At 53.1% G+C, this 11,372-nt stretch carries 12 protein-coding genes; 7 read left to right on the plus strand and 5 right to left on the minus strand.

Annotated elements, in window-relative coordinates; translation table 11 throughout:
• Positions 1–30: 30 nt before the first annotated feature.
• The 7 genes from bamA (at position 31) to QEH52_RS01945 (ending at position 7,705) form a co-directional block, all read left to right on the plus strand.
• A complete protein-coding gene (bamA, locus tag QEH52_RS01915) occupies positions 31–2,421 on the plus strand; it encodes an outer membrane protein assembly factor BamA (protein ID WP_308948269.1) in 2,391 nt (796 codons plus the stop codon).
• Between the two features lie 42 nt (positions 2,422–2,463).
• Positions 2,464–3,006: an OmpH/Skp family outer membrane protein gene (locus QEH52_RS01920; protein WP_308948270.1), complete on the plus strand. Its 543-nt coding sequence runs from the start codon at positions 2,464–2,466 to the stop codon at positions 3,004–3,006.
• A 70-nt stretch (positions 3,007–3,076) separates the two neighbouring features.
• A complete protein-coding gene (gene lpxD, locus QEH52_RS01925) occupies positions 3,077–4,126 on the plus strand; it encodes a UDP-3-O-(3-hydroxymyristoyl)glucosamine N-acyltransferase (RefSeq protein WP_308948271.1) in 1,050 nt (349 codons plus the stop codon).
• 17 nt (positions 4,127–4,143) lie between these two features.
• Positions 4,144–5,097 (plus strand): ribose-phosphate diphosphokinase, encoded by a 954-nt coding sequence (locus QEH52_RS01930; protein ID WP_345785436.1) that lies wholly within the window; start codon positions 4,144–4,146, stop codon positions 5,095–5,097.
• Positions 5,098–5,121: 24 nt separating this feature from the next.
• Positions 5,122–5,340: a hypothetical protein gene (locus tag QEH52_RS01935; RefSeq protein ID WP_308948273.1), complete on the plus strand. Its 219-nt coding sequence runs from the start codon at positions 5,122–5,124 to the stop codon at positions 5,338–5,340.
• 49 nt (positions 5,341–5,389) lie between these two features.
• A complete protein-coding gene (guaA, locus tag QEH52_RS01940; RefSeq protein ID WP_308948274.1) occupies positions 5,390–6,937 on the plus strand; it encodes a glutamine-hydrolyzing GMP synthase in 1,548 nt (515 codons plus the stop codon).
• 39 nt (positions 6,938–6,976) lie between these two features.
• Positions 6,977–7,705: a hypothetical protein gene (locus QEH52_RS01945; RefSeq protein ID WP_308948275.1), complete on the plus strand. Its 729-nt coding sequence runs from the start codon at positions 6,977–6,979 to the stop codon at positions 7,703–7,705.
• A 51-nt stretch (positions 7,706–7,756) separates the two neighbouring features.
• On the opposite strand, the gene QEH52_RS01950 is transcribed toward QEH52_RS01945, so the two are convergent.
• Genes QEH52_RS01950 through QEH52_RS01970 form a run of 5 tightly spaced genes read right to left on the minus strand, consistent with a single transcriptional unit; the run spans position 7,757 to position 11,350 of the window.
• The gene (locus tag QEH52_RS01950; RefSeq protein ID WP_308948276.1) at positions 7,757–8,059 is read right to left on the minus strand and encodes a DUF2470 domain-containing protein; all 303 of its coding nucleotides are present in this window, start codon (positions 8,057–8,059) and stop codon (positions 7,757–7,759) included.
• 6 nt (positions 8,060–8,065) lie between these two features.
• Positions 8,066–8,617: a HugZ family pyridoxamine 5'-phosphate oxidase gene (locus QEH52_RS01955; RefSeq protein WP_308948278.1), complete on the minus strand. Its 552-nt coding sequence runs from the start codon at positions 8,615–8,617 to the stop codon at positions 8,066–8,068.
• Entirely contained in the window at positions 8,614–9,429 is an 816-nt protein-coding gene (locus tag QEH52_RS01960) for a heme ABC transporter ATP-binding protein (RefSeq protein WP_308948280.1), read from the minus strand. Before QEH52_RS01960 ends, QEH52_RS01955 begins: the two co-directional genes overlap by 4 nt.
• 1 nt (position 9,430) lies before the next feature.
• On the minus strand, positions 9,431–10,486 hold the full coding sequence (locus QEH52_RS01965; protein WP_308948281.1) for a FecCD family ABC transporter permease: 1,056 nt from the start codon (positions 10,484–10,486) through the stop codon (positions 9,431–9,433).
• Positions 10,487–11,350: a heme/hemin ABC transporter substrate-binding protein gene (locus tag QEH52_RS01970; RefSeq protein ID WP_308948282.1), complete on the minus strand. Its 864-nt coding sequence runs from the start codon at positions 11,348–11,350 to the stop codon at positions 10,487–10,489.
• Positions 11,351–11,372 lie beyond the last annotated feature (22 nt).

The following is an 11,372-nucleotide window of genomic DNA, read 5'->3' on the forward strand; positions in this document are numbered from 1 at the left end:
GTTTAGCCATCAAGCCGTCACTCTTTACAGATGCGAATTATCCAGACTCTTCTCTTTGCTGTCACCAGCTTGCTCGTGCTCGGTATGCCGATTCAATCCATTGTGGCGCAGGAGGCTGAAAGCTATCCCGTCATTAACAAGGTTATGACCGAGTTTAATGGTTTTCGTGCTGCCAGCGATCAGTTCATCTTTAGTAACGTGCAACTGCGCCCCGGGATGAATTACAACCCGGCTCTACTGGACCAGTCGATTCGCACTCTGTATGGCACTGGGCGCTTTGAGTTCGTGGAGGCACGTGTGGACAAGGCTGAGAATGAGACGATTAACTTAGTCTTCCAGTTGGTCTCAAAATATACCATCGAGCGCATCCGTTTCGTGGGCAATGAGGCTTATTCGGATTCACGTTTGGCCTCCAAGGCTGAGATTGAGAGCGGCTCGCCGCTCGATGAGTATACGGTGAGTGTTGGTGCTGATGCGATTGCCACCTATTATGTCGAAAAAGGCTTTCCTGATGTAGAGGTGGATTACCGTATCGAACGTGACGAGCAGACAGGTTACGCAGTGGTGTTTTACGACATCGACGAGGGCGGTAAAGTCCGCATTGAAGAGATTAATTTCGTGGGCAACGAAGCGATCAGTTCTAAAACGCTGCGTAAACAACTCGAAACTGCCCAGCATAACTGGCTCTCCTGGCTGCTTGGCTCTGGTAAGTTCGATGAGAAGAAATTTAAAGAAGACCTAAAGACACTACGCGAATTTTATCGCGATGCCGGCTATCTTGACTGTGAGATCAATGAAGATCAGGTTGAAATCGACTTTATCAAGGACGACGAAATTGTGATCACGATCCCTGTGGTTGAGGGCCAGCTTTATTATCTTGGTGAGTTTACTGTTGAAGGTGCCACCATTTACACGCCCACAGAACTCTTGAGCGCGGTGCGTTTAGAGACTAGCAGCCCATTCTCGCCGAAAGAGGTGGATGAGGCGGCCACTGCGATTCGCGAGTATTATACCTCCAACGGCTACCTCGACACTCGCGTGCGCGCTGAGCGTGTGCCTAACATGCAGACACGTCAGATTGATGTGGTCTTCCGTATTAGTGAGAGCGAGAAGTTTTACGTCGAGTCGATTAAGATCGAAGGTAATACCAAGACGAAGGCGCGCGTCATCGTGCGTGAGTTAGCGCTCAGCCCCGGCGATGTATTTGACCGCAGACGAATGGAAGTGAGCCAGCGCCGTTTGGAGAACACCAGTTACTTCGAAGATGTTCGCTTGAATCCTGAACCGACGAATGTTCCAGGACGAAAGGATCTTGGCATCACACTGCGCGAAGGTCGTACGGGGAATTTTACCTTTGGTGCGGGCTTTGGCTCTGTCGAAAGTGCAGTGGTTTACTTTGAAATGTCGCAGGGTAATTTTGATCTGTTCAATTGGCGCGATGGCTTTCAGGGCGATGGCCAAAAGTTCCGTTTCCGTGCCTCCTTGGGCACGAGTAGTAATCAGATCCTGATCGCATTTGAGGAGCCATGGCTCTTCGAGCAGCGTCTCGCTTTTGGTGTGGAGCTTTACCGTACTGAATCCGATTATAATAGTGCGGATTACAATGAGTTGCGCACTGGCTTCGAACTATACCTGCGTCGCCGTCTCTTCGAGTTGGTGGAAGCACGACTGTCCTATCGTCTTGAACTGGTGGAGATCTTTGATGTCGACCGCAACCCTGACTCAACATTGGGAGGCTCTGATATTAACGATGATGGTAGCGTAGAGAATGATGGCATCGCCGATGTCTTTCAGAGTGCGGAGGGTGAAGACCTGGTCTCCAAGGTCGGTTTGACCTTCCTGCGTGATAATCGCGAGACGCTGGTGTTCACGCGTAAGGGCAACCGCTCCAGCCTGAGCTTTGAATATGCAGGAATCGGTGGTGATGTGAACTATTACAAGATGGAAGGGCGCACTGCGCACTTTATCCCGACCTTCGACACCTTCAAGCAGTCTTTGTCAATTCTCGCTCGTGCCGGTAGTGTCACGCCTTTGGGGGATAATGATATCGTTCCTTTCTACGATCGTTTCTATTTGGGAGGGCCCGATACCTTGCGTGGCTTCGACTACCGTGAGGTGGGCCCACGTGACCCCGACGATGATGATGAATCTGTCGGGGGGAACTCCTATTCAATGGTTTCTTTTGAATATGCTTTCAGAATTGCGGAACCTTTAGGGCTGGTTGTTTTCTATGACTGGGGATTTGTTAATGAAAATGACCTTGATTTTAGTATGTCAGACTACGCCGATAACTGGGGCGTGGGTGCGCGCATTATGCTCATGGGCTCGCCGCTCAAGTTGGATCTCGGTATTCCCATTACATCCCCCGAAGGTGCCGGTGGTGGCACACAGTTTAATTTTTCCTTTGGCACACGCTTCTAGTGCTGCTTCACTCTAACGTCTCAAACCCATAATACATATTATATGAAAAAAATCACTACTCTTATTCTTGCTTCGCTTGTAGTTGCTACAGGTCTATTCGCGCAAAAGACTCCCGTAGTCGGCGTCGTCGATGTGCAACGCGTGCTTGCTGATTACTCTGCGTTCCAAGCAGCTGTTGAAAAAGTAAAGGGCTCCGTCGCTCCTGTTGAAGAAGAAATGAAGAAGATGCAGGCTAATATCGAAGCGATTGTTTCTGAAGGCCGCACCATCGAAACTAAAGCCAAGAACCCAGCTGCTAGCGCCGAAGCGCGCGCTGAAGCGCAAGGCCAAGTCAATGAGCTGCAACAGAAGCTGCAACAAGCTCAAGGCGAACTGCAACAGTTCCGCCAGCAGGCACAGCAACTTGCTCAAAAGGGCCAGCAAGAAGAGCTCGCTCCTTTGCAAGCTAAGGCGGTGGAAGCAGTGAAGACTGTTTCTGAAGATAAGGGCATCGATTTGGTCGTTCCTAAGAACACCGTGATCTATTCCTCTGATGCGCTCGAAATTTCCGATGCAGTGATCGCCGTGCTCAACGCTGGCAACTAATCGTATAAATTTTTAAATTTTCAAAAACCCTGTTCTCGCTTAGGACAGGGTTTTTTGTTTTCTACGCATCATGGCATTAGCTTATACCACAACACGTATCCTTGAAATCCTCGGTGACGACTGCGCAGCGGTTGGTGCCTATGAGGGCACTATTCAAGGCATTGCATCTCTTTCCGAAGCACAGGCAGGCGACCTTTCATTTCTCGGTAATCCGAAATATCGCGCTTCGGTGGCGGATTCCCAGGCCTCTGTGCTACTGGTGCCGCAGGATTACGATGCGGCGCCCAAGAGTGGTCAGTTGTTTCTTAAATTGGAAAATCCCTCCTTTGCACTGGCCTTGATCTGCCGTGATATTGAGCTCAGTTTATTACCTAAGCCTGCTGCAGGCATACACCCGACGGCCGTGATTGAGCCGGATGCAGAAGTTTCGTCCGAGGCGAGCATTGGTGCATTTTGTTACATCGGCCCCGGTGCGAAGATAGGCGCTGCGACCTTGAGCAGCCACGTATCAGTAGGGCGCAGTGCACAAATTAAGGACGGTGCTTTGATTGCATCGCGTGTCTCTGTGGGGGACTATTGCGTGATTGGCGAGCGCAACCGACTCTTGCCAGGCTGTGTAATCGGTTCCGATGGCTACGGTTACGAGTATTTTGACGGGGCACACCAACGCGTGCCGCAAATCGGTAACGTGGTGACCGCGGCTGATGTGGACGTGGGCGCGAATACCACGATTGATCGCGCACGTTTCGGATCCACTCAAATCGGCGCTGGCACTAAAATTGATAATCAAGTGCAGATTGCGCACAATGTGCGGGTGGGGCAACACTGCTTGATTGTCGCTCAGGTTGGCATCAGTGGCAGCACAACTCTTGGGGATGGGGTGATCGTAGGTGGCCAAGCAGGCCTGGCCGGGCATCTCAAGGTGGGCTCTGGCGCGATGATCGCGGGGGGCACCGCAGTCGTTAGCGATATCGAGGCACAAAGCAAGGTGCGCGGTTATCCTGCCATGCCTATGATGCTCTTTAATCGCATGGCGGTTCTACAACGAAAGTTGCCCGATCTTTTCAAAAGGTTTGATCAACTGGAAAAAACGGTGAAGTCTCTGCCTTCCGAGTCTTAGTAATTGAATGAATCATGATGATGAAAGATAGCTCCCTTAAAATATTCAGCGGCAATTCCAATCCCGCTCTAGCGAAAGAGATTTGCAAATCTCTTGGTGTGCCGCTTGCGGAGGCTGATGTCATCAGTTTTCCAGACGGAGAAAGTTTTGTTCGTATTAACGAAAATGTGCGTGGAGCGGATGTGTTTATCATTCAGTCCACTTGCAATCCGGCCAATCAGAACTTGATGGAGCTCTTCATCATGATCGATGCGGCGCGTCGTGCTTCGGCCAATCGTATCACTGCGGTCATTCCGTTTTATGGCTATGCGCGCCAAGATCGTAAGGATCAGCCACGTGTGCCGATCACCTCTAAGCTGGTGGCCAATTTGTTGGTATCCGCAGGCACCGACCGTGTGCTTACTGTCGATCTTCACGCACAGCAAATTCAGGGCTTCTTCGACATCCCGGTCGATCATCTTTATGCTTCGCCAGTGTTGTTTCAGTATTTGAAAGACATTGATACTAAGAATTTGACTCTCTTCTCTCCAGACGTGGGCGGCATGAAAATGGCTTCGGCCTATGCTAGCATGCTGCAAGTGCCGCTCGGTTTTATCGCCAAGCGCCGCACCAGTGCCGAAACAGTGGAAGCGACTTCTTTAGTGGGAGAGACCGAAGGTCGCGACATTCTATTGATCGACGATATGACCGAAACTGCTGGCACACTCTGCGCCGCGGCAAAATTGCTAAAGGAGCACGGTGCGAAGAGCGTGATGGCAGCTGTCAGTCACGGTGTGCTGAATGAGATGGGCTACGATCGCTTGGCTTCGGGTGTGATCGATCAGCTGATCACTACCAACACCACGCCGGTAGAAACACGCCCCGGCGTGCCTATTACCGTGCTGAGCGTGGCCGACCTGCTGGGCGAAGGTATCCGCCGCATTCATGATAATGAAAGCGTGACCGGCCTCTTTGATATCAAGGGATTCTAGTCGTCGATTGTGGTCGGGCTCAATGTGGATACCTTTTTCCTGCTCTATTTGGGGGCAGGCTTTGTGCTGCTCTTTGGTCTTTGGTTTTATTATGATTGGCGCGACGGGCATATCCACGATGCCCAGCGTTCGAAGGTCATCTACCATTGTATCAAGTGCAGCCAGATTTACACGGGTCCTTATCAAAGCGAAGAATGCGATTGCCCCCAGTGTGGCTTTACCAATGGTCGACTTAGGTTTTAAAATCACTCTCTAACTTTTTAATTCATCATTTCAATTTCCTAATTTTTTTATGCCAGACCATATCGCAGTCCTCGACTTCGGCTCACAATACACTCAGGTCATTGCCCGACGTATTCGCGAAGCCAATGTGCTATCACGCATCTATCCATACAACACCCAGGCGAGCGTGCTCAAAGAAGCGGGTGCCCAAGGCGTCATCTTGTCGGGCGGGCCTTCTTCAGTTTTGCTGGATGGCTCCCCGCGCCCCGATGCCAAGGTGTTTGAATTGGGCCTGCCTGTGCTCGGCATTTGTTATGGTGAGCAATTGATGGCGCACATGTTAGGTGGACGTGTCGGTAAAAGTGAAGAGCGCGAGTTCGGCCATGGCACTTTAAATATTGCAATTAAGGGCAAACTTTTCGACGGACTGCCGGATACGCTGCGTGTCTGGAACTCGCATGGAGATCGCTTGGAAGCGCTACCAGAAGGCTTTGAAGCAGTGGCCTCAACCGAAAATTCTCCTTTCGCGACGATTCAAGATGCCGAGCGTAATTTCTACGGTATGCAATTTCACCCGGAAGTGGCGCACTCTGAGATGGGCACGGAGGTGATTGCCAACTTCCTGTTTAAGATTTGTAACTGCGCTGCAGATTGGTCGATGGCCAATTATATCGAAGAAAGCGTGCAGAAAATTAAAGACACGGTCGGGGACGAACGCGTGATTTTGGGGCTCTCCGGTGGGGTCGACTCTTCGGTGGCCGCCGCGCTGATTCATAAGGCGATCGGTAAACAGCTCACTTGCGTCTTCGTGGACAATGGTCTCTTGCGCTTACATGAACGTGAGCAAGTCGAGAAACTATACGGCGACCACTTCGACCTCGATGTGCGGGTGGCTGACAAAGCGGATTTCTTCCTGGATCGCTTGGCTGGAATTTCGGATCCCGAAACGAAGCGGAAGATTATCGGTAATTCCTTTGTGGAGGTGTTCGATGAGGCCGTGACCGAACTCAAAGAGCGCGGTAATTACACTTTCTTAGCTCAAGGCACACTCTATCCAGATGTCATTGAGTCGGTCGCCATCGACGGTAATCCAGCGGCGCTGATTAAGAGCCACCACAATGTGGGTGGCTTGCCTGAGAAGATGAACCTCAAACTGCTCGAGCCTCTGCGCGAGCTATTTAAGGATGAGGTGCGCGAGCTCGGCACTCAGTTGGGCCTGCCTAAGGAAGTGGTCTGGCGCCAGCCGTTCCCCGGACCGGGTTTGGGCGTCCGTGTGATGGGGCCGATCAAACGCGAAGATTTGGTCGTGCTGCGCAAGGCCGATGCGATCCTACAAGAGGAAATGATGGCCTCTGATCTTTACTACAAAGTTTGGCAATCTTTCTGCGTCTTCTTGCCGGTTAAAACCGTCGGCGTGATGGGCGACGAGCGCACCTACGAAAACGTGGTCGCACTGCGCATCGTTGAGAGTGTGGATGCGATGACTGCTGACTGGGCACGCGTGCCTTATGAAGTGCTGCGCACGATTTCCAGCCGTATCATTAACGAGGTGTCTGGTTGTAATCGTGTCGTACTCGACATCAGTTCGAAGCCTCCTAGCACCATTGAGTGGGAGTAGTGGCGAACTTTTTGCCGTGAGCACGGTCCATACATTGCTATGAAGATATTGCTGCGTACTTGTTTCTTATGTCTCGCCGCTGCCTCGCTCTGTGCGCAGGATATCAGCGAAAAGGAGATCATTGATCGCGCGCGTGCCACTGTCGGTAGCGAAGCGGCACTGGATGGTTTGGTTACTCTGGAGCTTATTGGCAGCTTAGAGCCAGCCGACACAAACATTCCTTCAGCGACGATTTTGATTGTGGCGCGTAAGCCGCTCTCGCAGCGCTTGGAAATTAAGGTCGATGACATCGTCGAAACCACCATCTTAGATTGTAAACGTGGCTGTATCATTCGCTCCAACCTCAATGCCGGTGCCTCTCAAATGCGTGATTTGGTGGGCACCGAGTTGGAACGTGTCAGCTATAGCACCCGGCAGTTTTTTAATTACTTTCGTCCGGATTTTAAGAACGGGGAGACGGTACGCTTGCTCGGTAGTGAGACCTACCGCGGGGTGCGTTGCTACAAACTACAATACGAGTATCCAGGCGGTTTTAAGACGGTGCGCTATTTCTCGCTGGCCGATGATACGCTGGTTTCGACGGTCTCTGAAAATGGGGTCGAAAGCGTAGGTGTGGGCTCGCAAGTCGTCGGCGGCATAAAGTTTCCTACGAAAATTGAGCACTACGAGGGCGATCGGAAGCTGCACACCATCGTCATTCACGAGTTAAAAGTGAATCAACCACTCACAGCTGGTATTTTTGAAATCCCCGAAGGGGACACGCAATAGCGGAGCTCTATCCGGCGGATAGAGCCCCGTGCGCCTCGCTGTCACTGCTTATTAGGCCTTGTCCGCCAATGCGCGTTTGGCAGCTTTTGACATTTGCACCATCGTCATGTGTGCGTCGTGGGCGGACTCTAGACTGTGTCCAAAGGGAACCTTGATCGTTCTGGAATCGTTACCGATTTGAGCGTCCATTGTCAGAGAGTCGGCGTCGAGTGTGACGATTTGCGCCGCGCTTGCTTCGGGTAAGCGTCCAAAGTGCTGGGCGTAGGCGAGCACCGAGTCGGCATGATCTTCGTTCATGTGACCGATGATGCGGGCAATGTCTTGACTGCTAAGTGGGCTTTCAGGTGTGCTCATGATCTTTTATTTTGCGTGGGCGGTGGCGGGTTCGTTGCGGTGGCCTTTGCCATTGAAGCCGCGCACGTGGCTGAGTGTTTCCATTTGCTCGCCACTGATGTCGTAGGCTTGCCCAAAACCGACGACCAATCGACCAGACTTGGGGCTCAAGCGGATCAGGTGAAAATCTTGCATGCCTTTTAAGTGGTTCATAATGCCACCAAATTTTTCGCTAAAGCGCTCCATCGCGTCCTTCCATTCGGCGGAATCGCGCTCGACTTCTGTGGTGGTGCAAGCGTAGGTGACACGCTTGCGGGCGAAGATTTGCTCGCAGGTTTCTTCGTCTTCGATCAGTAGCACGGAGGCTTTTTGTGTGTCGCGCAAGTTAGCGGTGTGTGCTGAGAGCTCGCTCACATGCACGTAAAAGTCGCGTGACTCGGTGAGCACGGCGGGCGCGTAGCTGGCTTCGGGGGTGCCGCTAGTCGACACGGTGCCAAGTTGAATGGACTGAAATCCGGAAAGGAGCGAAGCGTAGCCTGTGTGGGCGCTTTGTGGGATGGTATCTTTGTTTTCGGTCATGTTGTTGTATTGGTAGTGTTTGAGTTAGGATTTTTGATTTTTAAAAGCGCATCACCATCGTGCTGTACCCATTCTACTGGAATGTCGAATACGCGTTCAATTCGTTTGGCGGAGAGCACTGAGACTGCTTTGCCGAAGGCAACAGAACGGCCGGCTTTGAGCATGAGCACACGGTCGGCATAAGCACGTGCTTGTTGCAGGTCGTGCAATACCAGAAAGACAGCTGCGCCGCGATCGGCACATTGGCGAGCCAGGTGGAGAATTTGTATTTGATGCTTCAGGTCGAGATTGGCAGTGGGTTCGTCCAGAAAGAGTAGTGCGGGGCCGCCTGAGTTGAGGCCTTCGTGCAGCTGAGCCAACACGCGGGCTAAGTGCACACGCTGCCGTTCACCTCCTGAGAGGTGTTGATAGCGGCGGTCTTTTAAGGCCAGGCAGTCGACTTGCTCGAGTGCGGCTTCGCAGATTTCCAAATTGCGCGCCTGTTCCACCTGAGCGAGATGCGGGCTGCGTCCCATCATCACGACATCGATCACGGGGAAGTTGAACGCGAGCTCGCTTTGCTGGGGGAGCACCGCGCGCCAGCGTGCGATGTCTTGTGGGCGTTGCATCTGCGTGGCCAAGGACTGGCCATTCAGCTCGACCGTGCCACGGGCGAGGGCGAGTTCGCCTGTCAGGGCTTTGAGCAGTGTGGATTTGCCCGAACCATTGGGGCCGATCACAGCGATGAGCTCCGCAGCTTGTAGATCGAAGTGTAGTTGGCGTAGCACGGCACGGCTGCCGCGTTTGACGGTGATGTTGTCGCAGCGTAACATGTTAGAAGCTGGCCCGGCGCTTGGCTCGAACGATTAAGTATAGGAAAAAAGGTGCTCCGACTGTGGCGGTGAGCACGCCCACGGGAAGCTCGGAGTATTGTATGCTGATGCGGGCCAGTAGGTCGGCAATGACTAAAGTCGTCGCTCCCATCAAGGCCGAAGCGGGCAGTAGCCAGCGATGATCCGGCCCCAGCATGAGCCGACACAGGTGCGGTGTGATGAGGCCGACAAAGCCGATCATGCCGCACAGGGCGACAGTCAATCCCACCCCGCCCGCGGTGAACAATATGAGGCGCCGACGCAGCTTTTCTACATTGAGCCCGAGGTGAACGGCTTCGTATTCACCGAGCAGTAGTAAGTTCAGTTGACGGCGATAGCGGAGTAGGGCGCTGATCAGTAGCACAATGATGGGGGCTAACCAACTCAATACGTTCCAGTTGGCGCGGGCTAGGCTGCCTAAGGACCAGAAGGTGTAGTCGCGCAGTTGATCGTCGTTGGAGAAAAAAACGGCGTATCCGATCAAGGCGCCGACCAGTGCATTCATCGCCAGCCCGATTAGCAGCATGGTTGTTACGTGGATGCGGCCTTCATGCAGTGCGAGTCGATAAACCAGTAAGGTCACTCCGATGCCCCCCGCCATGGGGAAGCAACTGATGCCTATTTCGTGTAGGAGGGGCCAGCTAGCCGGAATCAGCCAACTGCCGAATACGATAAAGCTGATCGCACCTGCGGCTCCGCCGGCAGAGACACCGATGAGTCCCGGGTCGGCCAGCGGATTGCGGAAGATGGCCTGCAGCACTGCACCTGCGATCGCCAGCGTCGCCCCCACCAATACCGCAGTCAGTATGCGCGGGACACGTATGTCCCGCACGATGATGCCATTGATGGCATCATCGGGTGCTTCCATATTCAGGAGAGCGTGCACGACTGTTGTGGGCGGAATGGATTTATCGCCCAAGGCGGCGCTCACAAACATCGCCAGCAGCAGGCCCAGGGCAATCAAGCCGAGCACCACTCCGGGCTGTTGCCAGATTCGCTTGGTGGGGCTGGGCTGCATCTAGTTCGAAACTGTCTCGGCAAACAGTTGGTTAAGTTCGAGGGCGGCCTCTCCTACACGCACACCAAAACTCAGGGTGCGTCCGAGTGGCACTGTGTGCACCTGTTTTTCGCGCACCGCGGGCACGTTTTGCCAGGCCGCGTTGTGGAGCACGCCATCGAGGATGCGTGTTTCGTTGTGCGGCATGCCTTCAGCGAGTCCGATGAGAATGATGTCGGGCTGTAGGGCGACCAGTGCTTCATGCGAGATACTCTTGTAGCCGGGGTGACTGCGAATGACATTTTCGCCGCCTGCCAGCTCAATCATGGCGGTGGCTTTGGTTCCGCGCCCTGCGGCATTTAGATGGCCGAGTCCGGGGCTGCTCATGAAAAATACCACTTTGGGTTTTGTCTCCAGTTTTTGAATACTAGCGAGTTGCGATTCTATTTTAGATTTTAATTGAGTGGCAGCTTCTGTTTGTTCCAGTTCCTCTCCGAGCACTTGGATGGCTTGGTATAAGTCTTCGGGAGAGCCGGGGGAGGGGATCACGCTGGTGGGCACTCCGCTGGCTTTGATTTGATTGAGGGCATTGGCCGGACCGATATCGCTAGTGCCGACGATGTGAGTGGGCTCCAGTGCGAGCACGCCTTCTGCGGATATGCTACGCACATAGCCAACCTGTGGTAACTTTGTCGCGGCTTGGGGGTAAGTGCTGGAGAGGTCGACTCCGACGACGTCGTCACCTCGGTTGAGTGCAAATACGATTTCGGTGGCTGCGCCGCCGACTGTGACGATACGGGCAGTGGACTCCGCAGATAGCGCTGCTGCGGTGAGTGTGAGTGCGATCAGCTGACAGCTGATCTTTTTAAATGTGGATGCTTTCATTGGTCGTTGTATTGTATCTGTT

It is taken from the genome of Thalassobacterium maritimum, assembly GCF_031127805.1.
Taxonomy (GTDB): domain Bacteria; phylum Verrucomicrobiota; class Verrucomicrobiia; order Opitutales; family Coraliomargaritaceae; genus Thalassobacterium; species Thalassobacterium maritimum.

Excerpts from the sequence above, each read along its gene's own strand:
- QEH52_RS01965 (WP_308948281.1), bottom strand. The coding sequence starts at position 10,486 with ATGCAGCCCAGCCCCACCAAGCGAATCTGGCAACAGCCCGGAGTGGTG.
- QEH52_RS01930 (WP_345785436.1), top strand. The coding sequence starts at position 4,144 with ATGATGAAAGATAGCTCCCTTAAAATATTCAGCGGCAATTCCAATCCC.
- QEH52_RS01960 (WP_308948280.1), bottom strand. The coding sequence starts at position 9,429 with ATGTTACGCTGCGACAACATCACCGTCAAACGCGGCAGCCGTGCCGTG.
- QEH52_RS01970 (WP_308948282.1), bottom strand. The coding sequence starts at position 11,350 with ATGAAAGCATCCACATTTAAAAAGATCAGCTGTCAGCTGATCGCACTC.
- QEH52_RS01950 (WP_308948276.1), bottom strand. The coding sequence starts at position 8,059 with ATGAGCACACCTGAAAGCCCACTTAGCAGTCAAGACATTGCCCGCATC.
- lpxD (WP_308948271.1), top strand. The coding sequence starts at position 3,077 with ATGGCATTAGCTTATACCACAACACGTATCCTTGAAATCCTCGGTGAC.
- QEH52_RS01955 (WP_308948278.1), bottom strand. The coding sequence starts at position 8,617 with ATGACCGAAAACAAAGATACCATCCCACAAAGCGCCCACACAGGCTAC.
- bamA (WP_308948269.1), top strand. The coding sequence starts at position 31 with ATGCGAATTATCCAGACTCTTCTCTTTGCTGTCACCAGCTTGCTCGTG.
- QEH52_RS01945 (WP_308948275.1), top strand. The coding sequence starts at position 6,977 with ATGAAGATATTGCTGCGTACTTGTTTCTTATGTCTCGCCGCTGCCTCG.
- QEH52_RS01920 (WP_308948270.1), top strand. The coding sequence starts at position 2,464 with ATGAAAAAAATCACTACTCTTATTCTTGCTTCGCTTGTAGTTGCTACA.
- guaA (WP_308948274.1), top strand. The coding sequence starts at position 5,390 with ATGCCAGACCATATCGCAGTCCTCGACTTCGGCTCACAATACACTCAG.